The following is a 25,068-nucleotide window of genomic DNA, read 5'->3' on the forward strand; positions in this document are numbered from 1 at the left end:
CTCATTGATGGTGCGATATGGACTCAATCGAACAACAACTCACTGAACTGCGAACCACGCTTCGCCATCATGAATACCTCTATCATGTTATGGACGCGCCGGAAGTCCCGGATGCCGAATATGACCGCCTGATGCGCGAGCTGCGCGAATTAGAGGCGCAGCATCCGGAGCTTATCACGCCGGATTCCCCCACCCAGCGCGTCGGCGCTGAGCCGCTTGGCGCTTTCAGCCAGGTGCGCCATGAGGTGCCGATGCTGTCGCTGGATAACGTATTTGATGAAGAGAGCTTCCTCGCGTTTAACAAGCGCGTGCAGGATCGCCTGAAAAGCAGCTACTCCCTCACCTGGTGCTGCGAGCTCAAGCTGGATGGCCTGGCGGTCAGTCTTCTCTATGAAAACGGCGTGCTGGTGCGTGCCGCAACGCGTGGCGACGGTACGACGGGCGAAGACATCACTACCAACGTGCGTACCATCCGCGCGATCCCGCTGAAGCTGCAGGGTGACAACATTCCCGCTCGTCTGGAAGTGCGCGGCGAGGTGTTCCTGCCCCAGGCGGGCTTCGAGAAAATTAACGACGAGGCGCGTCGCACCGGCGGGAAGGTGTTTGCTAACCCGCGTAATGCGGCGGCAGGCTCTCTGCGCCAGCTTGACCCGCGTATTACCGCGAAGCGACCGCTTACTTTCTTCTGCTACGGCGTCGGTATTCTGGAGGGCGGCGAGCTACCGGATACGCACCTCGGACGCTTGCTGCAGTTTAAAGCGTGGGGCCTGCCGGTGAGCAACCGCGTTCAGCTCTGCGACTCGCCGGAAGCGGTGCTGGCGTTCTACCACAAGGTGGAAGAGGACCGTCCGACGCTCGGTTTTGATATTGATGGCGTCGTCATCAAGGTGAATTCACTGGCGCTACAGGAGCAGCTGGGCTTTGTGGCGCGCGCGCCGCGCTGGGCGGTGGCGTTTAAGTTCCCTGCTCAGGAGCAGATGACCGTCGTTCGCGACGTGGAGTTCCAGGTTGGCCGTACGGGGGCGATTACCCCGGTCGCCCGTCTGGAGCCCGTGCAGGTTGCGGGCGTGCTGGTGAGTAACGCCACGCTGCATAACGCCGATGAAATCGAACGCCTCGGCCTGCGCATTGGTGACAAAGTGGTGATTCGCCGCGCGGGCGACGTTATCCCGCAGGTGGTTAACGTCGTGGAGTCAGAGCGCCCTGCCGATACGCGCGAGATCGTCTTCCCGACCCATTGCCCGGTGTGCGGCTCCGACGTTGAGCGTGTGGAAGGTGAAGCGGTGGCGCGCTGTACGGGTGGCTTAATCTGTGGTGCGCAGCGTAAAGAGTCGCTGAAGCACTTCGTCTCTCGTCGGGCGATGGACGTCGACGGCATGGGCGACAAGATTATCGATCAGCTGGTTGAGAAAGAGTATGTCCATACGCCAGCGGATCTCTTCAGGCTGACGGCAGGTAAACTGACCGGTCTGGATCGCATGGGGCCAAAGTCAGCCCAGAACGTGGTGAACGCGCTGGAAGCCGCAAAAGAGACGACCTTTGCTCGCTTCCTGTACGCGCTGGGCATTCGTGAAGTGGGGGAGGCGACGGCAGCGGGCCTGGCGGCGTATTTTGGTACGCTGGAGGCGCTGGAAAAGGCAAGCATCGACGAGCTGCAGAAAGTTCCTGACGTTGGCATTGTGGTCGCCACGCACGTCTTTAACTTCTTCGCCGAAGAGAGCAACCGTGAAGTCATCGGCAAGCTGCTGGAAGAGGGCATTAAGTGGCCCGCGCCGGTAGTGGTTAACGCCGAAGAGATCGACAGCCCGTTCGCCGGTAAAACGGTAGTCCTGACCGGCAGCCTGAGCCAGCTTTCACGCGACGATGCGAAAGCGCGCCTGGTGGCGCTGGGGGCCAAAGTGGCGGGCAGCGTGTCGAAGAAAACCGACCTGGTGATCGCCGGGGAAGCGGCGGGCTCGAAGCTGGCGAAAGCACAGGAGCTCGGCATTGAGGTTATCGACGAAGCGGAAATGATGCGTCTGTTAGGAGAGTAACGTGGAGAAAGAACAGCTCGTTGAGATTGCCAATACGGAGATGCCGTTCGGTAAATACAAGGGCCGCAGGCTGATTGATTTGCCGGAGGAGTATCTGCTGTGGTTTGCCCGCAAGGATGAATTCCCGGCAGGGCGGCTGGGCGAGCTGATGGCTATCACGTTACTGATCAAAACCGAGGGGCTGACCCAGCTGGTTCAGCCCCTGAAACGTCCTTAAGCCTTCGCGGCGCGGGTCTCTTCCTGCGCCAGCTTTTCGGTCTGGCGCTTGTAGCGACGCGCCAGCACCGCGCAGACCATCAGCTGGATCTGGTGGAAAATCATTAGCGGCAGCACCATCATCCCAATCACCGAGGTCGGGAACAGAATGTTGGCCATCGGGATACCGTTCGCCAGGCTCTTTTTGGAACCGCAGAAGACAATGGTGATTTCATCCGCTTTGCTGAAGCCGCACCTGCGTGCCACAAAGACGTTTACCGCAATCACAATCGCCAGCAGGACGAGGCTCACCACCACGATAAACAGCAGCGAGCCTGCGCCCACCTTATGCCAGATCCCGTTCACAACCGCTTCGCTGAAGGCGGAATAGACCACCAGCAGAATCGACGACTGGTCGGTTTTTGAGATCCATTTCTTGTGCTTCGCCACGAACGCCCCGGTCCATGGACGGGATAGATGCCCCAGGACAAACGGCAGCAGCAGCTGCAGGCAGATTTTTCCAACCTGCTCGAGATTGCCTTCCGCGCCGTGCATGTTCATCAGCAGGCCCACCAGCAGCGGGGAAACGAAAATCCCTAACAGGCTGGATGCCGATGCCGAGCAAACCGCGGCCGCAACGTTTCCTCCCGCGAGAGAGGTAAAGGCAATAGCGGACTGCACGGTAGCCGGCAGAATACAGAGATACAGGAAACCGGTGTAGAGCGCCGGGTCGACGTTAACCGGGGCCCACCAGGCAAACAGCACCCCGAGGATTGGGAACAGAATGAACGTGCTGCACATCACCCAGAGATGCAGCCGCCAGTGGCTACCGCCGGCAATAATGGCTTCGCGGGAGAGTTTTGCACCGTGCATAAAGAACAGCAGTGCGATGGCGGCCGTCGTCAGCCCTTCAAAGAACGGGACGAAAGCGCCGCGAGCCGGGAAAAACGAGGCCAGTAAAACGGTAACCACCAGGGTAAGCGTGAACGGATCAAGAATACGAAATAGTTTCATAATGACTCCTGAAATCAGATGTCGCTATTGTGCTTTTTTCTATTTGAGAAATAAAATTGATTTATTGCATCCATTCATGAATGAAACAGATGAATTATTCCTTACGTCAGCTTCGTATTTTCGTCACCGTCGCCCACGCCCGCAGCTTTAGCCGGGCAGGGGAGATGATTGGTCTGAGCCAGTCGGCGGTCAGCCACAGCGTGAAAGAGCTGGAGAATCAGACCGGGGTGAAGTTGCTTGACCGCACCACGCGCGAAGTGGTGCTGACCGAAGCGGGTCAGCAGCTCGCCCTGCGTCTCGAACGATTGCTGGATGAGCTGAACTGCACGCTCAGAGACGTGGGGAGGCTGGGGCAGCAGCTTTCGGGGACCGTCCGCGTCGCGGCCAGTCAGACGATATCAGCGCACCTTATCCCGCAGTGTATTGCCGAGGGAAATCATCGCTACCCGGACATTGATTTTGTCCTGCATGACAGGCCGCAGCAGTGGGTGCTGGAAAGCATCCGCCAGGGCGATGTGGATTTTGGTATTGTTATCGATCCCGGCCAGGCGAGCGATCTGGCGTGCGAAAGCGTACTTTCTGAACCCTTTTTGCTGCTCTGCCGTGACGACGACCCGCTGGTCACGTTGCCGGAGGTCAGCTGGCAGTCCCTGACGGGCGCGAACCTGGTTTTACAGGATTATGCCTCGGGCAGCCGTCCGCTGATTGATTCCGCGCTGGTGAATCAGGGCGTAAAGGCAACGATCGTGCAGGAGATTGGTCACCCGGCGACGCTTTTTCCCATGGTGGAAGCCGGCATTGGCATCAGCGTGTTGCCCGCCCTGGCGCTTCCCCTGCCGCAGGGAAGCCGGCTGGCCGTCAAGCGATTAACGCCCGTTGTTGAGCGAAAGCTGATGCTGGTGCGGCGAAAAAATCGCTCACTCTCGGGGGCGGCGCAGGCTATCTGGGAAGTGGTGCGTATCCAGGCACAACGATTAACCGAAGCCCGCATACGCGACCCACTGTTTAACGCATCAGAAGATTAGATGTAGATATCAATCTGATTATTGTCTGAAGGGTTATTCACACCTTCCACTTTGCCCAGCTTTTGATCCTGCTTCTTCTGGGCCTCTTCGGCCTGCTGGCGCTGCAGCGCGGCGAGCTGGGCCTGCAGCACTTTGAGCTGGGTCTGAATAAGTTCCTGCTGCTTTTTCTTCTCATCGGTGCTGACGGGACTGTTTGCCAGCTCTTTTAACTGCTGAGTCAGCTTTTTGATCTTGTCGAGAATGCGGGTGATTTGCGCAGCGATATCGTTACTGCTCGAAGCTCCACTCGCGCCGCTGGTTTGAATCTGTTGGGTTGAAGCCTGAATGGTCGTCATACTTTTTCCTCGCGTTATAAAACAGAGGTATCGGCACTAACGGGATTAGCTTGAGCAAAACTGCCATATCTGGCAGGGAGTTACATTGATACACAATCAGTATTGATGATGCGGTGAAAGTGTACTTGAAGGCGGAAGTAGACAAACTGCAGATAGCAAAAAGGCGCCTTTAGGGCGCCTTTCTACATTGGTGGGTCGTGCAGGATTCGAACCTGCGACCAATTGATTAAAAGTCAACTGCTCTACCAACTGAGCTAACGACCCGAAATGGTGGGCGATGACGGGCTCGAACCGCCGACCCCCTCCGTGTAAAGGAGATGCTCTACCAACTGAGCTAATCGCCCAATCTCAATTCTTATCTACACTGCGAGTCTACCGAAGTAGATGGTGGGTGATGACGGGCTCGAACCGCCGACCCCCTCCGTGTAAAGGAGATGCTCTACCAACTGAGCTAATCACCCCCGCTGTGTGGAGTCGCATTATAGGGAGAGTTGAAAATGAGTCAACGCATTTTCTAAAGTTTTTATTCGTTCGTCGTAAAATTAAACAAAACGATCGCGAAACGGGCAATGACGCATGATTTCTAAACAAAAATCGCAAACTCGGTCACGATAAAGGGATCAACATTGAGGAATCCCCCCACAGTGATAGAATATTGCCCATCGTTTTTTCCCCAGGATTTGCCGATTGCCGGCATCTTTATAACGTAAGGCCATTTCATGAAAATCAAAACTCGCTTCGCGCCGAGCCCGACAGGCTATCTGCACGTCGGTGGTGCACGTACCGCTCTCTATTCCTGGCTTTTCGCACGCCACAACAAAGGTGAGTTCGTGCTGCGTATTGAAGACACCGATCTTGAGCGCTCCACGCCAGAAGCAATTGAAGCCATTATGGATGGGATGAACTGGCTGAATCTGGAATGGGATGAAGGTCCTTACTTCCAGACCAAACGCTTTGACCGCTATAACGCTGTCATTGATGAGATGCTGGTCGCGGGCACGGCGTATAAGTGCTACTGCTCTAAAGAGCGTCTGGATGAACTGCGTGAAGCGCAGATGGCGAACGGTGAAAAGCCGCGTTATGACGGCCGCTGCCGCCACGACCATAGCGAGCATGCTGCAGATGAGCCTTGCGTGGTGCGTTTTGCTAACCCGCAAGAGGGATCGGTAATCTTTGACGACCAGATCCGTGGCCCAATTGAATTCAGCAACCAGGAGCTGGACGATCTGATCATCCGTCGTACCGACGGTTCTCCAACCTACAACTTCTGCGTTGTGGTTGACGACTGGGATATGGAAATTACTCACGTTGTCCGTGGTGAAGACCATATCAACAATACGCCACGTCAGATCAACATCCTGAAGGCGCTGAACGCCCCTGTGCCAGTTTATGCGCACGTCTCCATGATCAACGGCGATGACGGGAAAAAACTGTCTAAACGTCACGGTGCGGTAAGCGTTATGCAGTATCGCGACGACGGTTATCTGCCGGAAGCACTGCTGAACTATCTGGTGCGTCTGGGCTGGGCCCACGGTGACCAGGAGATCTTCAGTCGCGAAGAGATGATCGAACTGTTCTCTCTGAGCTCTGTAAGCAAATCAGCGAGCGCCTTTAATACCGACAAGCTCCTGTGGCTGAACCATCATTACATCAACACAATGCAGCCAGAATATGTGGCGACGTATTTGCAGTGGCATATTGAGCAGGCAAATATTGATACCCGCACTGGCCCTGAGCTGGCGGATCTGGTGAAACTCCTCGGCGAGCGCTGCAAAACGCTGAAAGAGATTGCCGAAAGCTGCCGCTACTTCTATGAAGAGTTTGAAGAGTTCGACGCGGACGCTGCGAAGAAACACCTCCGTCCGGTTGCGCGTCAGCCGTTGGAAGTGGTGCGTGACAAGCTGGCGGCCCTTACCGAGTGGACCGCTGAAAATGTGCATCACGCCATTCAGGCGACGGCAGACGAGCTGGAAGTCGGTATGGGTAAAGTCGGTATGCCACTGCGCGTTGCGGTGACCGGGGCGGGACAGTCTCCGGCGCTGGATGTGACGGTTCACGCCATCGGCAAGTCACGCAGCGTGGCGCGTATTAACAAGGCGCTGGACTTTATCGCTGAACGTGAAAATCAGCAGTAATTCGGCCTCAGATAAAAAAACGGCAGGGTAACCTGCCGTTTTTTTATGCCTCTTATTCCGTGAGACCGAGCCGCGTCAGAAAGCCGTGTATGCCTTCGCGTTTCAATAAGGCGTCCAGACGCCTCTGCTCTGACTGAGTCATACTCTCCAGCGTCTCAATAATGCCCGGAGACAGGTTTGAAGAGGGGTCACTGTATGAAGCGGTGACCTCAGCGAGATGGTAAACCGCCTGACGGTTACGGATCGCCGGGAGGCTCATAATATGTTCCTTCACGCGCGCATCAATATGAATGAGCCGCGCGCGACCACCCTTCACGCCGTTGAGGCCTTCGGTTTTCCATCCCTGCTGGCGTATCCAGCGATTAACCGTTTGTCTGGCAACGCCCAAACTCTCCGCCAGCTCTTCCGTGGTCATTTTGCTGCGTAATTTTTTCATATCAGTTCTGATCGCGAATCCCTAAACGTTGCAACAAGCCGGTAATCCCTTCCCGCATTAACAGCGATGTCATCTGCTTCTGCTCTTCCGGCGTCATTTCATTGGCAAGCGTCAGGAGTAGCGTGTGAAGCGAGCTATCATGACTGACGCCTTCAGGCAGTTCGGACGTTTCACTTGCCCGACGTGCGCTACGGATAAAGTCACGGACCTTTTCGTTCACATGTACCAGGCGAGCTTTCCCACCCTGGACGCCTGGTTTTGGTGATGTAATCCAACCCTCTTTACGTACCCATTTATTGATGGTCTGGCGGCTATAGCCAGTGAGGAGGGCTAACTCTTCTGGCGTCATTCGTTCCTTGATCATGCAATTTCCTGAATATCAGTGGGGTTAATTAACGGCTCATTTTATAGCACCGTTTTACGTGAAAACGTGACAGGCTTAACTCCTGGCTGCGAGCAGGCTCGCAAAGTGATTCATTTGCATGAATTTTCGGCGATTGAATGGCTGGGATTGATTTTGCCGTTGACACTCCGCAGCGGAATTCATATTATGCCGCCCGTCAACATGACAGCTTTACGATGGGGCTATAGCTCAGCTGGGAGAGCGCTTGCATGGCATGCAAGAGGTCAGCGGTTCGATCCCGCTTAGCTCCACCAAACTCTGAACCCAACAGAGTGCGGTCAGTAAAGTCACATGTGGGGCTATAGCTCAGCTGGGAGAGCGCTTGCATGGCATGCAAGAGGTCAGCGGTTCGATCCCGCTTAGCTCCACCAAAATTGTAAACCCTCGTCAAAAGACGAGGGTTTTTTTTATGTGTTTGTAACACCCGCCACCCTATTTTGTTATCAAAAAGAAGGTATTCCCGTACCTCACCTCAATCGACATCAATAAACCAGTCTAAAAATAGACTTGAACTTGATTCGCGCAATTAATAAACCTATTATCCATCCGGTCAATAATTCTCTCGGAAAATAACGCCCAGGTTAATGAATAGAAAAACTTACAATAATGTAAAGATATTTATGATTGCTCTGGCTTTATGCCTGATTGCGGTACCTGTCTCCCGTTATCTCTCTCCCCGCGCAATTGTTAATGGTCACGACGTTTATTTAGCATGGTTACCTTTAAGCGTAATGCTGGCGGTAATTCTGCTATTTGGGCGCAGGGCTATTCTTCCCATTTTGTTAGGTTTTACTGTCACTAATTTATTCTATGTAAATTTAGCACCGCTACAATATTCAGTATTACTGTTCTGTCAGACCTTTGCGTTGTTCGCGGCGTGCGGCCTTCTGCGTATCATGCTGGGTAAGCGTTGGCGCTACTCCATCCCTAACAAGCACATCGGATTACGGATATTCTGGCTCGGTTTTATGGTGCCAATAGGGATTAAGCTGTCGATGTATTTGGCGGGCTATTTGTTTGATTTTCCCGTGACAATTTCGACCTTTTTCGGCGAAGGGACGGTAATTTATAACGTTGTGGATATACAAAGCCTGATATGTGCGGCATTGATTTTTACCATGATGTTCTATTACCCGTTAAGAATGATAATTAATCCTCGTTATGCAATAAGTTTCTGGCGACGAAGCGTGAAGTCCGTGTTTTTTCACAAGAATTCATTATATATTTTTGCCTGGCTGGTGCTTTTAAGTTTCATTCTCGTCATTTTATGTGGTCCTTTTGAATCTCCCGTCATTGCGGGCTATTTGATGCCGCTGATTTTTATTCTTTTTACCTTAGCGATAAGCCGACTGACCTATGCGTTGATTTCTCTGCTGTGGGCTGTATCTGCGCTCCTGCTGTTGACCTACAACTACAACTTCCTTAACGGGGTGGAATCGGGCCATTCGCTCTCTTTTATTCTGTCCGTGCTTATCTCGTTCGCGATCTGTCTGCTTTACATGTCGCGTATTTACCAGCGCAGCGAGTGGCTTAAGCGGGGCTGGCAGGGGAGGGCGCTCACCGATCCGCTGACCGGGTTGCCCAATATTCGTGCGCTGGAGGATTATCTTGAGATTCACCCGGATGCAAAAGTGAGCATTCTGCGTATGGATAACCTGGAATTTTTGAGCCGCCACTATGGGATCCTCATGCGGGTCCATTGCAAACGTACGATCGCCACGTCGCTGCAGCCTCTCCTGCAAAAAGATGAGACGCTCTTCCAGCTCCCCGGAAGCGAGCTTGTGCTGGTACTACTGGGCCCGGGAACCGCTGAGCGCCTCCAGCATATGGTTGATCGGCTGAACAGCCGTAAGATTTTCTGGAACAACACCGGGCTGGATATTGAATTCGGTGCGTCCTGGGGAATGGTCGAAAACGGCGAAAAGCTGCACCACACGCTGGGGCAACTGAGCTGGCTGGCCGAGCAATCCTGTGGAACAACTAACAACGTGCTTGCGCTCACGAATAGCCTCGAGGCGGCATCAGGGCAAACGACAGAGCGAGTCCTGATGCTGGCGCGGATTAAGCATGCGCTGGAGGCGGGCCAGTTCCATTTGTATGCGCAACCGATCCAGAAGGCGGACGGGAGCGGCTACTACGAAATTCTGGCGCGTATGGAGAGCGAGGGCGAGATCTTCACTCCTGACCGCTTTATTCCGTTGATTGCCCAGTTCAACCTCAGCCACCGGTTTGATATGTGCGTCATGGAGAAATTACTGCTGTGGCTGCGCGATCACCCTTCAACGCATGCTGGCGCCCGTTTCTCCATTAATCTGATGCCGCTCACGCTGATGCAAAAAGAGGTGGCGTCCGAGATTTGCGCGCTCTTTGAACGCTACGGCGTTGCGCCTCAGTCCGTCGTGATTGAGATCACCGAAGAGCAGGCCTTCTCAAATTCAGGCTGCAGCATCCACAATATTCAGCAGCTGCGGGATTACGGTTTCCGGATTGCCATAGATGATTTTGGTACCGGCTACGCCAACTACGAGCGTCTGAGACGCCTGCAGGCAGACATCATTAAAATTGACGGCTGCTTTATTAAAGACATTTGTACTGATGATATGGATGCGATGATCGTGCAGTCGATGTGTAATCTGGCGAAGACGAAATCGCTGTGCGTCGTAGCGGAATACGTCGAAACACCGGCGCAGCGGGAGATGCTGCTTCGCTTCGGTGTGGATTACCTGCAGGGCTACCTGATAGGCAAACCCAAACCGCTGGAAGAATTGCGGGCATAAAAAAACCGGGAGCCTGGCTCCCGGTTTTTGTTTAACGCTAAACGTTAGAGTACCAGTGCCGCGATAGAAGCAGACAGGACGCTCACCAGCGTAGAGCCGTAAACCAGCTTCAGGCCAAAGCGAGAAACCACGTTGCCCTGTTCTTCGTTCAGACCTTTAATCGCGCCCGCGATAATCCCGATGGACGAGAAGTTCGCGAAGGAGACCAGGAACACGGACAGAATGCCTTCCGCGCGCGGAGAGAGCGTGCTGGCAATTTTCTGCAGATCCATCATCGCAACGAATTCGTTAGAAACCAGTTTGGTTGCCATGATACTGCCCACCTGCAGCGCTTCGTGAGCAGGAACACCCATCACCCATGCAACCGGATAGAAGATGTAGCCCAGAATACCCTGGAAGGAGATACCCAGCACCGCAGCGAACAGAGCGTTCAGCGCAGAAATCAGCGCAATGAAGCCGATCAGCATGGCGGCAACGATAATCGCCACTTTGAAGCCCGCCAGAATGTACTCACCCAACATTTCGAAGAAGCTCTGGCCTTCGTGCAGGTTTGACATCTGAATGTTCTCTTCGCTTGCGTCAACGCGGTACGGGTTGATCAGCGACAGAACGATAAAGGTGCTGAACATGTTCAGAACCAGCGCCGCAACAACATACTTTGGCTCCAGCATGGTCATATACGCGCCCACGATAGACATGGACACGGTAGACATTGCGGTTGCCGCCATGGTGTACATGCGGTTGCGGGACATTTTACCGAGAATATCTTTATACGCGATGAAGTTCTCAGACTGACCGAGGATCAGGGAACTGACGGCGTTGAAGGATTCCAGCTTGCCCATGCCGTTCACTTTGGATAACAGGAAACCAATTCCACGAATAACGAACGGCAGAACGCGGATGTGCTGCAGGATACCGATCAGCGCGGAGATGAAGACGATAGGGCAGAGAACCTTCAGGAAGAAGAACGCCAGACCTTCGTCGTTCATTTTACCGAAGACAAAGTTGGTCCCTTCATTGGCGAATCCGAGCAGTTTTTCGAACATTTCGGAGAAGCCTTTCACGAAGCCGAGGCCTACGTTTGAGTTCAGGAAGAACCACGCAAGTAAAACTTCAATGACCAGCAGCTGGACAACATAACGGATACGAATTTTTTTGCGGTCTGTGCTGACCAGCAATGCAAGTGCAGTAACGACAACAAGTGCCAGGACAAAATGAAGGACGCGGTCCATATTTGCTCCAAATATGAGGCAGGTTTAATTTTCGTGCACATTCTATGTAACAAGCGAAAAGAAAACGAGATCGAGGACACACTATAGTTACATCCTGTGACGAGTCTCAAAAATAGTGATCCACAATACATTTTTGTTATGTTAGGTAAATGAGTGAAAAGTTAAGTTTGTGTGCTAGTCTTCACAAAAGCGCGCGCGATTTTAGTTTCTGTTAGATCGCCCCACTTACCCGCCTGTCTATCGTTCAAAGCTATCAGAGAAATCACTGTAAACATCACAAATGATCTTGATAATCATTCTCATTTTGATAGTATTAAACATAGCAAAGGCTATATTTCAGAGGCAGAAATGACAAACAGTCGCGTAGAGGGTAGCAGTGGCAGAGCCGCGCGCAAGTTGCGGTTCGCATTAATGGGACCTGCGTTCATCGCTGCCATTGGCTATATCGATCCAGGTAACTTTGCGACCAATATTCAGGCCGGGGCCAGCTTCGGCTATAAGTTGCTGTGGGTGGTCGTCTGGGCTAACCTGATGGCGATGCTGATTCAGATGCTCTCCGCAAAGCTGGGGATTGCCACGGGTAAAAACCTGGCGGAGCAAATTCGCGACCATTATCCGCGTCCGGCCGTCTGGCTCTACTGGGTTCAGGCGGAAATCATCGCCATGGCCACTGACCTCGCTGAATTTATCGGCGCAGCGATCGGCTTTAAGCTGATTCTGGGCGTGTCGCTGTTGCAGGGGGCGGTACTGACCGGGATTGCCACTTTCCTGATCCTGATGCTGCAGCGTCGGGGTCAAAAGCCGCTGGAGAAGGTTATCGGCGGTCTGCTGCTGTTTGTCGCGGCGGCCTATATCGTCGAGCTGATTTTCTCACAGCCGAATCTGGTGCAGCTCGGCAAAGGTATGGCAATCCCAAGCCTGCCAACCTCTGAAGCGGTATTCCTGGCCGCCGGGGTATTGGGGGCGACTATCATGCCGCATGTGATTTACCTGCACTCCTCGCTGACCCAGCATCTCCACGGTGGAACGCGCAAAGAGCGTTACTCTGCCACCAAATGGGACGTGGCGATCGCCATGACCATCGCGGGGTTTGTCAATCTGGCGATGATGGCTACCGCTGCCGCCGCTTTCCACTTTAACGGCCACACCGGTATTGCCGATCTCGACCAGGCCTATCTCACGCTTGAGCCCTTACTGAGCCATGCTGCCGCCACGATATTTGGTCTCAGCCTGGTGGCTGCCGGTCTTTCTTCTACGGTGGTGGGCACGCTTGCAGGCCAGGTGGTGATGCAGGGATTTGTCCGCTTCCATATTCCGCTGTGGGTTCGTCGCTCCGTCACCATGCTCCCGTCATTTATCGTGATTCTGATGGGGCTTGATCCTACGAGAATTCTGGTCATGAGCCAGGTGCTGCTGAGTTTTGGTATCGCGCTGGCGCTGGTGCCGCTGCTGATTTTTACCAGCAACAAAAACCTGATGGGCGAACTGGTTAACTCAACGCTGGTGAAACGGACCGGGTGGGCCATCGTGGTGGTGGTAGTGGCACTGAACCTGTGGCTGCTGGTTGGCACCGCGTTGGGACTCTAAAAGAAAAAGGAGCCGGGAGGCTCCTTTTTGCATTAATGGTGACCGTGGCCATGACCGTGGCCGCGTCCTTTCCCGCCGCGATCCCAGCCGCCGCGACGGTCGTCACGATCGTTCCAGCCTTCACGGTAGCCGCGCTCATACGCGTTGTCTTTATACCAGCCGCGGTGTCTGCCGTTATCATGTTTCCACCAGCGGTCTCCGCGCCACTCATAGTGACGGTTCCAGTAGTCACGGTCGCGCCAGTAGCCACCGTCCCAGTATCTGCCGTAGTCGTCACGATCGCCAATTTGTAATTTTACTGATGGCAACAGGGTGATTTCGCCCGCATTGGCGATCAGCGGGGCTGAAGCCAGTAATACCGCTGCAAGAATCAGTGACCTGAACATACTCTTTCTCCTTCACGATCGGGGCCCTTGTGGGGCCTGTTAACGCAATATTACGAGTTGGTAAAGCCTCGTTTCATCGCCTCAACTCCGAATTCCTGAGCGAGAGCACTTTTTGCTAAAAATGATTCTATTTTGAGCTGTCCAGAATCGTGTCAATACGGACAAGTTCTTCCGCAGAGAAATGGCAGTTTTCCAGCATCCCCACGGCATCATCAATCTGGGCCGTTTTACTTGCCCCAATCAGCACTGACGTCACGTTCTCATGGCGTAATACCCAGGCCAGCGCCATCTGGGACAGCTTCTGGCCGCGCTCTTCCGCCATGGCGTTCAGCTTTCTTACCTTCTGCAGCTTCTCTTCGGTGATCTGGTCAGGGTTGAGAAACTGACTGCCGCTTGCCGCGCGTGAGTCTGCCGGAATGCCGTTCAGATAGCGGTTGGTCAGTTGTCCACCGGCCAGCGGCGAGAAGGGAATGCAGCCGACCCCTTTTTCCTGCAGCACGTTCAGCAGCCCCTCTTCCAGCGCTCGTTCAAAAAGAGAGTATTTCGGCTGGTGGATCAGGCAGGGCGTACCGAGATCGTCAAGGATATCAATCGCCTTGCGGGCCAGTTCTGCAGGGTAGTTGGATAACCCGACATACAGGGCTTTTCCCTGGCGCACCGCATGGTCAAGCGCTTTCATGGTTTCCAGCAGCGGCGTTTGTGGGTCAGGACGGTGATGATAGAAGATATCCACATACTCCAGCCCCATGCGCTTCAGGCTTTGATCGAGGCTTGCCAGCAGATATTTGCGTGACCCCCAGTCGCCGTAAGGGCCATCCCACATGGTATAACCTGCTTTGGTAGAGACGATCAGCTCGTCGCGCCAGGGCAGGAAATCCTCCTGCAAAATACGGCCAAAATTACGTTCGGCCGATCCCGGCGGCGGGCCATAGTTGTTGGCAAGGTCGAAATGCGTAATGCCCAGATCGAACGCGCGCTGTAAAAGTTGACGGCTGTTTTCGATAAGCGTGGTGTCGCCAAAGTTATGCCACAGCCCAAGCGAGATGGCGGGCAACCTGAGTCCGCTTTGCCCGCAGCGACGATACTCCATTGTCCGATAACGATTTTTGTCCGGCTGATAACCCATTCTCATGACCTATGGCGCTGAAGAAAAAAATCAGTGTATGCGTTTACATTAACGCGAAAAAAAGCAGCATAGCGCAGCCTTTTTTGTAAAGCATTCTTTCCATGCTCTTCTTATCGCCAATTCTGGACAGTCATCACGCTTATTTAATACTCAAGATGAGGTCAACATTAGAAGGATACCTGTTCATGCGTACCCCATACTGCGTCGCCGATTACCTGCTGGACCGTCTTACAGATTGTGGAGCCGATCATCTGTTTGGCGTGCCGGGCGACTATAACCTGCAGTTTCTCGACCATGTGATAGACAGCCCGGATATCTGCTGGGTGGGCTGTGCCAACGAGTTAAACGCCTCCTATGCCGCGGACGGATATGCCCGATGTAAGGGCTTCGCCGCGCTGCTGACGACATTTGGCGTAGGGGAGTTAAGCGCCATGAACGGCATTGCGGGCAGCTATGCCGAGCACGTTCCGGTGCTGCATATAGTGGGCGCGCCGGGGACGGCGTCACAGCAAAGAGGGGAACTGCTGCACCATACGCTGGGCGACGGTGAGTTTCGTCATTTTTACCATATGAGCGAACCCATCACCGCTGCACAGGCGATCCTGACCGAACAAAACGCCTGCTATGAGATTGACCGGGTGTTAACTACCATGCTCAGGGAACGTCGCCCCGGCTATCTGATGTTGCCCGCCGACGTGGCTAAAAAGGCCGCCACGCCGCCTGTAAACGCTCTCACTCTCCGGCACGCGCATGCCGATAGCGCCTGCCTGAAAGCGTTCCGGGATGCCGCAGAGAACAGGCTGGCCATGAGCAAGCGTACTGCGCTGCTGGCCGATTTCCTTGTCCTGCGCCATGGCCTCAAGCATGCCCTACAGAAATGGGTCAAGGACGTGCCGATGGCGCACGCTACCATGCTGATGGGGAAAGGCATATTTGACGAACGTCACGCCGGTTTTTACGGCACCTACAGCGGTTCGGCGAGCGCCGGCGCGGTAAAGGAGGCGATTGAAGGGGCTGACACGGTGCTGTGCATCGGCACGCGATTTACCGATACCCTGACCGCTGGCTTCACGCATCAGCTAACTCCGTCACAAACAATTGAAGTTCAGCCTCATGCCTCACGCGTCGGCGACGTCTGGTTTACCGGCATCCCCATGCTTCAGGCAATCGAAACGCTGGTAGAGCTGTGTAAACTGCACGTGCACGATGCGCCGGTACCGTCGTCTCAAAGCGCGATGGAATATCCGCAGCCGGATGGCTCGCTGACGCAGGAGAATTTCTGGAAAACGTTGCAGACGTTTATCCGCCCTGGAGACATCATCCTTGCGGATCAGGGCACCTCGGCCTTCGGCGCGATCGACCTTCGTCTGCCGGCTGACGTGAATTTTATCGTACAGCCGCTGTGGGGATCGATCGGCTATACCCTGGCCGCAGCGTTTGGCGCGCAAACCGCCTGCCCGAACCGGCGCGTGATTGTGCTGACGGGGGATGGCGCGGCGCAGCTCACCATCCAGGAGCTTGGCTCGATGCTGCGGGATAAACAACACCCCATCATTCTGGTCCTTAACAACGAAGGGTACACGGTGGAAAGGGCTATTCACGGGCCGGAGCAGCGATATAACGACATTGCGCTATGGAACTGGACGCAAATCCCGCAGGCCCTGAGCCTTGATCCTCAGGCCCAGTGCTGGCGGGTCAGTGAAGCAGAGCAACTGGCGGATGTCCTTGAGAAAGTGGCGCACCACGAGCGGCTCTCGCTAATTGAGGTGATGCTGCCGAAGGCCGATATCCCGCCGCTGCTCGGGGCGATTACTAAAGCGCTGGAAGCGCGCAATAGCGCCTGATTACTTGTCGTTTCGCCAGGCCATCATCATCGGTTTGCCCGCCAGCAGGAGCCAGGCGGGCAACATCACGATACAAAGCAGAGGGAAAAGCGTCGAATCCGGTACGACTACCGCCGCCATAAACAGGCTTAGCCACGCGTCGCGCGTGACCACCAGAACCAATCCCAGAATAGAACAAGAGACGGTAATCGCTGCCGGGACCGCATCGACATGCTCGTGCAGCATTAGACCCAGCGCGACACCTACAAAGACCGCCGGAAAAATGCGTCCACCGCGGAAACCGCAGGCGGCCGCCACCACCAGCGCGGCTAGCTTAATCACGGCAAACAGCAGATAGTCAGAGACGCTAAACACCTGGCTGAAGGCCAGCTGCTGCATCTCATCCAGACCTTTGAACAACGTCACCGTCCCGCCGATTGCCCCTAAAATACCGAGGATCAAACCGCCGGCTCCCAGAATCAACACCGGGTGTTTGAGTCTATGCATCAGCCGGTGGAGACGTGGGAGGCACCATACTGCCACCATGCCCAGCGCAATGGCGATCGCGACGACGATGGCGCCGCTGAAAATATCGGCTATCTGCATTTGGCCGTAGTGGGGGAGTGAGAGTGAGAAGTGGGGATGGAAAAACAGGCTGGTCGTCAGCGCGCCGGCGGCTGCTGCCATCAGCGGGGCAAACAGCTTATCCCACAGCGGGACGTCGTTATTGCTGCTGAGCGTCTGAGAAAAGATCAGTGCGGCAGCGACGGGCGTGCCGAAAAGGGCCCCGATGGTGCCTGCGGAGGCGAGGATAGTCCAGTCCAGCGCGCCGACGCGGGGCAAAATGCGTGAACCGAGGAAAACCGCCAGGCCAATATTCACCGCCATAATCGGATGCTCCGGCCCCAGGCTGACGCCGCCGGCCAGACCGATAATCAACGCAATGAGCAGCCCGGGCAGTGCCGAAGGGGGAACCGGGGCGCCAATCAGCGGTTCCTGCGCCGGATCGGGGCCGGCATGGCCGGGACTGAAACGGATCACCAGGCCTACCGCAATACCGGTTAACGTCAGCATCACAACGATCCAGGCAGGAGAATCAGCATTGACGCCCAGTTTTGTCGGAAGCGCTGTCCATAACATGGCTTGCAGCACCGACGCGACTTTCATCACGACAATGAGCACCAGACTTGAGGCCACGCCAATAATTAGCGCCGGAATTGCCAGCAACAGCATGGTTCTGGCTCGCGGGTGGAGCATGATGATTTCCTTGTACAAAACGGCATTACGTTACTTTGCACATTAAGCTTTATGGCAATAGTGCAAAAGGTGCTGAAACGGTAAAGTTATTCTGTGACGAAGATCGATAATCCATGGGCATTCACCTTATGGCCGTTGTTGTTATCACGCCTTGAATTTACAGTGTCCCAAAGATTTATTCTGACTTTAGCGGAGCAGTAGAAGAATGACAAAGTATGCTTTGGTAGGCGATGTGGGCGGCACGAACGCGCGCCTCGCATTGTGCGATGTTAGTAGCGGTGAGATTTCCCGGGCGAAAACCTATTCCGGGCTGGATTATCCAAGCCTTGAGGCCGTTGTCCGCGTCTATCTGGAAGAGCATCAGGTGAGCGTTGAAGACGGCTGCATCGCGATTGCCTGCCCGATAACCGGCGACTGGGTCGCAATGACCAACCATACCTGGGCATTCTCCATCGCCGAGATGAAAAAAAACCTCGGTTTTTCGCACCTTGAAATCATCAATGACTTCACCGCGGTGTCCATGGCGATCCCAATGCTGAAGCCAGAGCATCTGATCCAGTTTGGCGGCGCTGAACCGGTCGAAGGCAAGCCGATTGCGGTGTATGGGGCCGGTACCGGCCTCGGCGTGTCGCATCTGGTGCATGTTGCTCAGCGCTGGGTGAGCCTGCCGGGTGAAGGTGGCCACGTTGACTTTGCGCCTAACAGCGAAGAAGAGGGGATTATCCTCGAAGAGTTACGCGCTGAGATCGGCCACGTCTCCGCCGAGCGCGTCCTTTCAGGACCGGGGCTGGTGAATTTGTATCGGGCGATTGTGAAATCAGACGGTCGTCTGCCGGAAAACCTGCAGCCGAAAGACGTCACCGAACGCGCGCTGGCGGACAGCTGCATTGACTGTCGTCGTGCCCTGTCGCTGTTCTGCGTGATCATGGGACGTTTCGGCGGCAACCTGGCGCTGACGCTGGGCACCTTCGGTGGGGTCTATATCGCGGGCGGGATCGTACCGCGCTTCCTCGACTTCTTTAAAGCCTCGGGCTTCCGCGGCGGGTTTGAAGATAAAGGGCGTTTCAGAAGCTACGTGCAGGACATTCCGGTTTATCTGATCGTGCATGATAACCCGGGACTGCTGGGTTCCGGGGCCCATCTGCGTCAGGTTCTCGGTCAAATCCTCTGATGCAGAGCCCTCTCCCGCGGGAGAGGGCCTTTTCTTTACAGGTGCATCAGCTGACGAAACTCTTTTACCTTGCTGCGGCTTACCGGCACCTGAAAATCCAGATCCTTCAGACGCAAAATGTAGGTGTTGTTAAACCACGGTTCGATCTCGCGGATCTTATTTAAATTCACGCAAAACGACCGGTGGCAGCGGAAAAAGTGGGCAGCCGGGAGCTTGCTGCAGAATTCGGTAATGTTCATCGCCATCACGTACGATTCCCGCCGGGTATAGACAAACGTCATCTTTTCGTGCGCTTCGGCGTAGTAGATATCGTTGACCGGGGTCACGATGATGCGCTCGTCTTTGACCAGATTAATGGTGTCGTTTTCGCGTACCGTCGAGCTGGCGGGGGCGGTTTGCTGCTGCCAGGCGGCCTCCAGCTTTTGCAGCATGCTGACAATCCGCGACTCCTGATAAGGCTTAAGAATATAGTCAAACGCCTCCAGCTCGAAGGCCTCTACCGCGTGCTCTTTCCAGGCGGTAACGAACACAATAAACGGCTTATGGGCAAACTGATTGATGTTTTGCGCCAGCAATACTCCATCCAGCGACGGGATGTTGATATCCAGGAAAATGGCGTCGACCCGGTTATGCTGCAAAAATTTCAGCACGTCCAGACCATCATCAAACGTACCCACAATCTCCATCTGGCTGTGGGTTTTGATAAGCCAGGTGAGCTCCTGCTGAGCCAGGAATTCATCTTCTACGATGATAACTTTCATTGGTTAGTCCACCTGGGGCAACAGTGATGTGGTCGTATGCGCGAGAGAGCGCTCATTCGGGACGTAAAAAGCAATTTCGGTACCCGGCTCAAGACGTTGAATATGCAGCCCGTCGCCGTAAAGCAGCTTGACCCGGTGGTGCACGTTCAGCAGACCGATTTTATTCCCCGGCATCTCGTTAGACTCCACGCGCTCAATGACTTTTGGATCAATCCCGTGGCCGGTATCGCGCACGGCAATCCGCACCCGGTTGCCGCTTTCGGTGACGCTGATGGTGACGACGCCTTTGCCTTTACAGGGCTGAATACCGTGAACAATCGCGTTTTCGACCAGCGGCTGGATAAGCAGGCTCGGGATCACGCAGTTGACCTCTTCATCAATATCGTAAATGACCGTGAGCTTATCGCCAAAGCGCGCCTGCTCAATCGCGATGTAGTCCTTAATCTGATAAAGCTCTTTTTTGATGTCGATCTGCTCGTCATCTTTCAGTTCTATGTTGTAGCGCAGATAGCGCGACAGGTTAAAAATCAGCTGGCGCGCGGTGTCCGGATTTAGGCGAATGGACGAGGAGATAGCGTTCAGCGCGTTAAACAGGAAATGGGGATTGATTTTACTCTGCAGCGCGCGCAGTTCTGCCTTATTTGCCATCTCGCGCAGCTGTTCCGCCCGCGAAACCTCAAGCTGGGTGGAGATAATCTGCGACAGGCCGATGGCCATCTCCTGCAGCGTGGAGGTGATCTGATGCGCGTGGCAGTAATAAATTTTCAGCGTGCCCGTCACGACGCCTTTCTCCCACAGCGGGATGACCAGCATCGAGTGAATTTCCGGCGTTCGGTGGGCTTCATCATTGTTTTTAATAATGATTTTACCGTAGTTAATCGCCTGTCTGGTGGTCGGGCTTATGGTGTCATCGTTGTCGCGATAGTTGTGCTCCCCGACGCCAACGTAGGCCAGCACGTGGTCAATATTGGTGATGGCGACGGCGTCAGCGTGGATGTCATGGCGAATGATCTCGCAGACCTGACGCAACGATTCCGCGTTAACGTGGCGGAAGAGAGGCAGCGTTTTGTTGGCGATATCCAGCGCCAGCTTGGCCTGACGGGCGGCGCTGGCCTCTTTTTCCCCTTCAACGCTTTGCACCAGCAGCACGATAAAACCGATGCACACGCTGCCCAGGATCATCGGAATACCGATTTTCGAGACGATATCCAGCCCCAGCGCGGTGGTGGGGGCCCAGACGACGACCAGGATCATGGTCAGCGTTTCGCACACCATGCCTGCGACGATCCCGGCGCGCCAGCGCTGTTTTTTCGGGATTTTGCGGCTGATCCAGCCGGAAAGCACCCCGGCGATAATGCTGGTGATAAAGCACGGCACCGCCGTTACGCCACCGATATCAATCAGATAGCGGTGCGTCCCGGCAATCAGACCGGTGATGACGCCCACCCACGGACCAAACAAAATCCCGCCGGACATGACGGCGATAATGCGCACGTTAACCAGCGAACCCTCTACCGGCACGCCGGACCAGGTGCTGAACAGGGCGAACAGCGAAAAGATGGCGGTAACGGCCAGCAGCTCTTTTGGCGAGTGGGCTGATTTGTGCAGCAGCTCGCGAAACAGGCGAATGCGAATGAGGAAGAACAGGCAAATCAGCATTAATGCCGCACGGTCAAAAACCGCCAGCAGCATAGTGAATATTTCGTGCACGAGTAAACCTGGGAAAACGGGAAAGAACCATGATAAAAAACCTGGCGCGTATTGACCAGCTATCCGTCAGGTTTATCAAATGAGGAAAAACCATAATTTTGAAAGGGGATTATCTGGCGATGACCGAGGCGTCCTGTTTTTTTCTTATCGGCGCATCGTCAGGTAACTGGTTTGATATCATCCTGTTAAATAACAGCTATCAGACAGCCGTTCCCGAAACAGGGGCTTCCGCTTTTAGGCGCAGCGGGGTTCCGGTTTTTAGTCGAGCGCTTTTTTTTCATTTCCCTCTCGACAGCATGATTTTTTTCAGGTTATTTTCTAATCATGCCACATCGGTGGCAGCGTCGCTCGGACGGTCCGGGCGCTAACGTTAATCTGAGGAATCTATGGCTGAATTCAGTCCTGAACGCCGTTTTACGCGTATCGATCGTCTCCCCCCTTATGTTTTCAATATCACTGCTGAACTGAAAATGGCTGCGCGTCGGCGCGGCGAAGATATTATCGATTTCAGCATGGGTAACCCTGACGGCCCAACGCCACCGCATATCGTTGAAAAGCTCTGCACGGTTGCCCAGCGCCCGGATACGCACGGCTACTCGACCTCTCGCGGTATTCCCAGGTTACGTCGCGCGATCTCGCGCTGGTATCAGGATCGCTATCAGGTTGATATCGATCCGGAAAGCGAAGCGATTGTCACCATCGGCTCGAAAGAGGGGCTGGCACACCTGATGCTGGCCACGCTGGATCATGGCGACACGGTGCTGGTGCCTAATCCAAGCTACCCGATCCATATCTACGGCGCGGTGATTGCCGGGGCGCAGGTCCGTTCTGTGCCGCTGGTGGAAGGTGTCGATTTCTTTAACGAACTGGAACGTGCGATTCGCGAAAGCTATCCGAAACCCAAGATGATGATCCTCGGTTTCCCGTCGAACCCAACGGCGCAGTGCGTGGAGCTTGATTTCTTCGAGAAAGTTGTCGCGCTGGCCAAGCGTTATGACGTGCTGGTGGTTCACGATTTAGCCTATGCAGATATCGTCTATGACGGCTGGAAAGCCCCGTCGATTATGCAGGTCCCGGGCGCGCGTGATGTGGCGGTAGAGTTCTTTACCCTGTCGAAAAGCTACAACATGGCGGGCTGGCGTATTGGCTTTATGGTGGGTAACAAAACGCTGGTGAGTGCCCTGGCGCGCATTAAGAGTTACCACGACTACGGTACCTTCACGCCGCTGCAGGTCGCCGCTATCGCTGCCCTGGAAGGCGACCAGCAGTGCGTCCACGAGATTGCCGCCCAGTATAAGCGCCGCCGCGACGTGCTGGTAAAAGGGTTGCATGAAGCGGGCTGGATGGTGGAAATGCCGAAGGCGTCTATGTACGTCTGGGCAAAAATTCCGGAGCCCTATGCGGCGATGGGATCGCTGGAGTTTGCTAAAAAGCTGCTTCAGGATGCAAAGGTGTGTGTCTCGCCTGGCATTGGATTCGGTGATTATGGCGACACCCATGTGCGATTTGCCCTGATTGAAAACAGCGACCGTATTCGTCAGGCGGTGAGGGGCATCAAGAGTATGTTCCGGGCCGACGGTCTTCTGACCTCAAAGAGCGTCGCTGAACATCCCGCGTCGTCATGACATAAAAAAACAGGAGCCGATGGCTCCTGTTTTTTTGACTGCATGTTCTTCACTAGATCATCAGGGCAAAGGTTCCGGCCCAGACTAAAACAATCACCGAAATGCCCATAAAGAAATATTTCACGTTTCATCGCTCCGCGTATCTTGTGGTACGCATTTAAAAACAGAGTCCACCTGATTATAGAGAACTGAAATCCGGTCAAAACGGAAATGAGAATTTTCCCGTTATGCCGTTAACTCCAGCTCAGAATTCTGTGCTTTCCTGTTGCCAGACGGCGCTAATGTACGCTTAAAAATGAGGGGTGACAAGAGGGATTTTTTTAAATAATTTCCGTCACTTACAAGTGTCGTGGAACGGCGACAGTTTGATTTCACTTCGCAATAAATTCACTTTGGGCGACGCATTGAAAGACAGTTACTCAGCGGGAAGACAGGTGATTGAAAAGGTTAGTTTCTTAGCGAAACTAACCTTCATGAAGGGCTAAATATAGAGCGAGGCTTCGCCAAGAGGGCGGGTTTTGAAACGACGATGCATCCACAGATACTGCTCTGGCGCGCGCATGATTTCAGTTTCGATGACTTTATTGATAAACGCTGCTGCTTCGCACTCGTTTTCCGGATAGTTAGCCATTTCAGGGGAGATGTGCAGACGATAACCTGACTTATCTGCTTTTCTCACCATCGTCACGGTCAGCATAGAGGCACCAGACAGACGCGAAATGACAAAGGTGCCGTTAGTCGTCGCAACGTCTTTCACCGCAAAGAAAGGCGCAAAGCTGCTGCCTTTGCGTCCATAATCCTGATCGGGTGCAAACCAGACGGCCTCTCCTTTCTTGAGAGCACCGACCATACCGCGCAGGTTATTACGGCTGATCATCGCCTTATTGGAACGCATACGGCCTCGCGTCTGCACCCATTCCATAAGCGCACTGTTGTGCGGTCTGTAGGTTGCCATCATTGGCTGGCAAAGCCCCATCACGCGGCCGCCCAGCTCCAGCGACATAAAGTGAACGCCGACGATCATCACGCCGCGTTTTTGCATCTGCGCGCGTTTAAGGTTATCCAGGCCTTCCACGTCAAACCATTTGCGGACACGTTCATCTGGCCAGAACCATGCCATGCCGGTTTCAAGCAGCGCCATGCCGATAGACTTGAAGTTTTCAGCGATGAGTTTTTCACGCTCTTCGGCATTGTACTGCGGAAAACAAAGCTCAATATTTTTACGCGCGATGGATTCGCGACGTTTCAGGAAAACGCGGGAAGCGCTGCCCAGTTTTGACCCCAGCAAGCGCAGGACAGGGTACGGAAGTTGAACCAGCAGCCAGAGTACGCCAAGGCCAAACCATGTAAACCAGTAACGCGGGTGTAAAAACGCACGTTGAAATTTGGATTGAGACAAAATAGTAGAACCTATGTGAAGCCTGTAAAGGTAGCGCAGAGTTTGCGATACGACGTGCCGATAAGACCGTTCTTCAAGGTGATGGTTGCAGGCTTTACCGAACTTTACGGCGGCGTTGCCTGGCCACTGCTGATTTGGGCGGGCGGCGTAATGTAGCACCGTTATACGATATGTGCTATTACTCGTTTTTGATTAAAAAAGCGGCGATCCGGGAGGTGTTTGATTTTACACTGTATAAACTCCTGAGGTGAGAGCACTCTTCATGCCTGAGGGGAGAGTTGAGGCTTAGAGTAAGGAGGAGTGGGCCGACAAATGAGCAGCAGTGTTTATTTTCGGACCTTCATCTACATTTTATTTTCCTTCGAATAATATATAAGAATTTTCTTTGTGAAATTCTTATATATTATTCATGTCATCAATCATTTCGTCGCCTTTTTTAATTCATTAACCTCTGCCCTTTATCTGTTCGCAATAACCTGTTGCCGCTCTTTCATCTTTTTTTAATATCATGCTGTGATGCAAATCAAAACAAGGTGGTTTTATTAGCATCTCTCTGGCTGCGATCCTTCTTACGGTACAAATATTCGCTTTGCGTGAAAAAAGCAGTGTCTTTCCCTGAGCTGAATGGATAATCCGTA

The 25,068-nt window shown here is 54.0% G+C and carries 23 protein-coding genes and 5 tRNA genes; 13 read left to right on the forward strand and 15 right to left on the reverse strand.

Going from position 1 to position 25,068, the window contains the following annotated elements; translation table 11 throughout:
• The first annotated feature begins 17 nt into the window (after window positions 1-17).
• Together ligA and ACZ6J2_RS06010 are read left to right on the forward strand one after the other, a co-directional pair.
• Window positions 18-2,033, forward strand: a complete 2,016-nt coding sequence (gene ligA / locus ACZ6J2_RS06005) for an NAD-dependent DNA ligase LigA (RefSeq protein WP_471725168.1) — start codon at window positions 18-20, stop codon at window positions 2,031-2,033.
• Between the two features lies 1 nt (window position 2,034).
• Window positions 2,035-2,250, forward strand: coding sequence for a DUF3820 family protein (locus ACZ6J2_RS06010; protein WP_003861328.1), 216 nt, complete (start codon window positions 2,035-2,037; stop codon window positions 2,248-2,250).
• On the opposite strand, the gene ACZ6J2_RS06015 is transcribed toward ACZ6J2_RS06010, so the two are convergent.
• Window positions 2,247-3,242, reverse strand: a complete 996-nt coding sequence (locus ACZ6J2_RS06015) for a bile acid:sodium symporter family protein (RefSeq protein WP_047647131.1) — start codon at window positions 3,240-3,242, stop codon at window positions 2,247-2,249. The genes ACZ6J2_RS06010 and ACZ6J2_RS06015 overlap by 4 nt on opposite strands.
• 89 nt (window positions 3,243-3,331) lie before the next feature.
• Between ACZ6J2_RS06015 and ACZ6J2_RS06020 the strand changes: the two genes are divergently transcribed.
• The gene (locus tag ACZ6J2_RS06020; RefSeq protein WP_471725169.1) at window positions 3,332-4,267 is read left to right on the forward strand and encodes a LysR family transcriptional regulator; all 936 of its coding nucleotides are present in this window, start codon (window positions 3,332-3,334) and stop codon (window positions 4,265-4,267) included.
• Here ACZ6J2_RS06020 and ACZ6J2_RS06025 read toward each other — a convergent pair.
• From ACZ6J2_RS06025 to ACZ6J2_RS06040, 4 genes are all read right to left on the reverse strand, one after another.
• On the reverse strand, window positions 4,264-4,602 hold the full coding sequence (locus ACZ6J2_RS06025) for a FlxA-like family protein (protein ID WP_471725170.1): 339 nt from the start codon (window positions 4,600-4,602) through the stop codon (window positions 4,264-4,266). The two genes, ACZ6J2_RS06020 and ACZ6J2_RS06025, sit on opposite strands and share 4 nt — an antisense overlap.
• Window positions 4,603-4,790: 188 nt before the next feature.
• Window positions 4,791-4,866, reverse strand: a tRNA-Lys gene (locus ACZ6J2_RS06030).
• Between the two features lie 4 nt (window positions 4,867-4,870).
• Window positions 4,871-4,946, reverse strand: a tRNA-Val gene (locus tag ACZ6J2_RS06035).
• A 41-nt stretch (window positions 4,947-4,987) separates the two neighbouring features.
• Window positions 4,988-5,063, reverse strand: a tRNA-Val gene (locus ACZ6J2_RS06040).
• A 258-nt stretch (window positions 5,064-5,321) separates the two neighbouring features.
• Between ACZ6J2_RS06040 and gltX the strand changes: the two genes are divergently transcribed.
• Complete coding sequence (gltX, locus tag ACZ6J2_RS06045) at window positions 5,322-6,737, forward strand: glutamate--tRNA ligase (protein ID WP_033146145.1); 1,416 nt, start codon at window positions 5,322-5,324, stop codon at window positions 6,735-6,737.
• A gap of 52 nt (window positions 6,738-6,789) precedes the next feature.
• Here gltX and ACZ6J2_RS06050 read toward each other — a convergent pair whose 3' ends face one another.
• A complete protein-coding gene (locus tag ACZ6J2_RS06050) occupies window positions 6,790-7,173 on the reverse strand; it encodes a YfeC-like transcriptional regulator (protein ID WP_471725172.1) in 384 nt (127 codons plus the stop codon).
• Window position 7,174: 1 nt separating this feature from the next.
• Window positions 7,175-7,537, reverse strand: a complete 363-nt coding sequence (locus ACZ6J2_RS06055) for a YfeC-like transcriptional regulator (RefSeq protein WP_029742102.1) — start codon at window positions 7,535-7,537, stop codon at window positions 7,175-7,177.
• Between the two features lie 217 nt (window positions 7,538-7,754).
• On the opposite strand from ACZ6J2_RS06055, the gene ACZ6J2_RS06060 reads away from it, so the two are divergent.
• From ACZ6J2_RS06060 to ACZ6J2_RS06070, 3 genes are all read left to right on the forward strand, one after another.
• Window positions 7,755-7,830: transfer RNA gene (locus ACZ6J2_RS06060), tRNA-Ala, on the forward strand.
• A 41-nt stretch (window positions 7,831-7,871) separates the two neighbouring features.
• A tRNA-Ala gene (locus ACZ6J2_RS06065) sits at window positions 7,872-7,947 on the forward strand.
• A gap of 213 nt (window positions 7,948-8,160) precedes the next feature.
• Window positions 8,161-10,353, forward strand: a complete 2,193-nt coding sequence (locus tag ACZ6J2_RS06070; protein ID WP_471725173.1) for a sensor domain-containing phosphodiesterase — start codon at window positions 8,161-8,163, stop codon at window positions 10,351-10,353.
• Window positions 10,354-10,397: 44 nt separating this feature from the next.
• Here the strand turns inward: ACZ6J2_RS06070 and ACZ6J2_RS06075 are convergent, their stop codons facing one another.
• A complete protein-coding gene (locus ACZ6J2_RS06075; protein WP_008501591.1) occupies window positions 10,398-11,585 on the reverse strand; it encodes a NupC/NupG family nucleoside CNT transporter in 1,188 nt (395 codons plus the stop codon).
• A gap of 348 nt (window positions 11,586-11,933) precedes the next feature.
• Between ACZ6J2_RS06075 and ACZ6J2_RS06080 the strand changes: the two genes are divergently transcribed.
• A complete protein-coding gene (locus ACZ6J2_RS06080; protein WP_023308718.1) occupies window positions 11,934-13,172 on the forward strand; it encodes an Nramp family divalent metal transporter in 1,239 nt (412 codons plus the stop codon).
• A 32-nt stretch (window positions 13,173-13,204) separates the two neighbouring features.
• Here the strand turns inward: ACZ6J2_RS06080 and ACZ6J2_RS06085 are convergent, their stop codons facing one another.
• The gene (locus tag ACZ6J2_RS06085) at window positions 13,205-13,558 is read right to left on the reverse strand and encodes a DUF2502 domain-containing protein (protein ID WP_023308717.1); all 354 of its coding nucleotides are present in this window, start codon (window positions 13,556-13,558) and stop codon (window positions 13,205-13,207) included.
• A 127-nt stretch (window positions 13,559-13,685) separates the two neighbouring features.
• A complete protein-coding gene (gene mgrA / locus ACZ6J2_RS06090) occupies window positions 13,686-14,684 on the reverse strand; it encodes an L-glyceraldehyde 3-phosphate reductase (protein ID WP_471725175.1) in 999 nt (332 codons plus the stop codon).
• 185 nt (window positions 14,685-14,869) lie between these two features.
• On the opposite strand from mgrA, the gene ipdC reads away from it, so the two are divergent.
• Entirely contained in the window at window positions 14,870-16,528 is a 1,659-nt protein-coding gene (gene ipdC / locus ACZ6J2_RS06095; RefSeq protein ID WP_471725177.1) for an indolepyruvate decarboxylase, read from the forward strand.
• On the opposite strand, the gene ACZ6J2_RS06100 is transcribed toward ipdC, so the two are convergent.
• Window positions 16,529-17,764 (reverse strand): ion channel protein, encoded by a 1,236-nt coding sequence (locus ACZ6J2_RS06100; protein WP_471725179.1) that lies wholly within the window; start codon window positions 17,762-17,764, stop codon window positions 16,529-16,531. It abuts the gene before it with no gap.
• A 205-nt stretch (window positions 17,765-17,969) separates the two neighbouring features.
• Between ACZ6J2_RS06100 and glk the strand changes: the two genes are divergently transcribed.
• Window positions 17,970-18,935 carry a glucokinase gene (gene glk, locus ACZ6J2_RS06105; protein WP_023308713.1) on the forward strand — a complete coding sequence of 322 codons (966 nt, stop codon included), beginning with the start codon at window positions 17,970-17,972 and terminating at the stop codon, window positions 18,933-18,935.
• 35 nt (window positions 18,936-18,970) lie between these two features.
• Here the strand turns inward: glk and ACZ6J2_RS06110 are convergent, their stop codons facing one another.
• Both ACZ6J2_RS06110 and ACZ6J2_RS06115 read right to left on the reverse strand, forming a co-directional pair.
• Complete coding sequence (locus ACZ6J2_RS06110) at window positions 18,971-19,696, reverse strand: LytR/AlgR family response regulator transcription factor (protein ID WP_471725181.1); 726 nt, start codon at window positions 19,694-19,696, stop codon at window positions 18,971-18,973.
• Between the two features lie 3 nt (window positions 19,697-19,699).
• Window positions 19,700-21,406: a LytS/YhcK type 5TM receptor domain-containing protein gene (locus tag ACZ6J2_RS06115; protein ID WP_471725183.1), complete on the reverse strand. Its 1,707-nt coding sequence runs from the start codon at window positions 21,404-21,406 to the stop codon at window positions 19,700-19,702.
• A 98-nt stretch (window positions 21,407-21,504) separates the two neighbouring features.
• Between ACZ6J2_RS06115 and ACZ6J2_RS06120 the strand changes: the two genes are divergently transcribed.
• On the forward strand, window positions 21,505-21,774 hold the full coding sequence (locus ACZ6J2_RS06120) for a hypothetical protein (RefSeq protein ID WP_219940052.1): 270 nt from the start codon (window positions 21,505-21,507) through the stop codon (window positions 21,772-21,774).
• 18 nt (window positions 21,775-21,792) lie between these two features.
• The gene (gene alaC / locus ACZ6J2_RS06125; RefSeq protein WP_023308710.1) at window positions 21,793-23,031 is read left to right on the forward strand and encodes an alanine transaminase; all 1,239 of its coding nucleotides are present in this window, start codon (window positions 21,793-21,795) and stop codon (window positions 23,029-23,031) included.
• 52 nt (window positions 23,032-23,083) lie between these two features.
• On the opposite strand, the gene ypdK is transcribed toward alaC, so the two are convergent.
• Complete coding sequence (gene ypdK, locus ACZ6J2_RS06130) at window positions 23,084-23,155, reverse strand: membrane protein YpdK (protein WP_099458937.1); 72 nt, start codon at window positions 23,153-23,155, stop codon at window positions 23,084-23,086.
• Between the two features lie 357 nt (window positions 23,156-23,512).
• Window positions 23,513-24,433: a kdo(2)-lipid IV(A) palmitoleoyltransferase gene (gene lpxP, locus ACZ6J2_RS06135; protein ID WP_471725360.1), complete on the reverse strand. Its 921-nt coding sequence runs from the start codon at window positions 24,431-24,433 to the stop codon at window positions 23,513-23,515.
• A 12-nt stretch (window positions 24,434-24,445) separates the two neighbouring features.
• Here lpxP and ACZ6J2_RS06140 point away from each other — a divergent pair, with 12 nt between their 5' ends.
• Entirely contained in the window at window positions 24,446-24,586 is a 141-nt protein-coding gene (locus ACZ6J2_RS06140) for a hypothetical protein (RefSeq protein ID WP_162531704.1), read from the forward strand.
• Window positions 24,587-25,068 lie beyond the last annotated feature (482 nt).

The organism is Enterobacter sp. E14S, assembly GCF_055666685.1.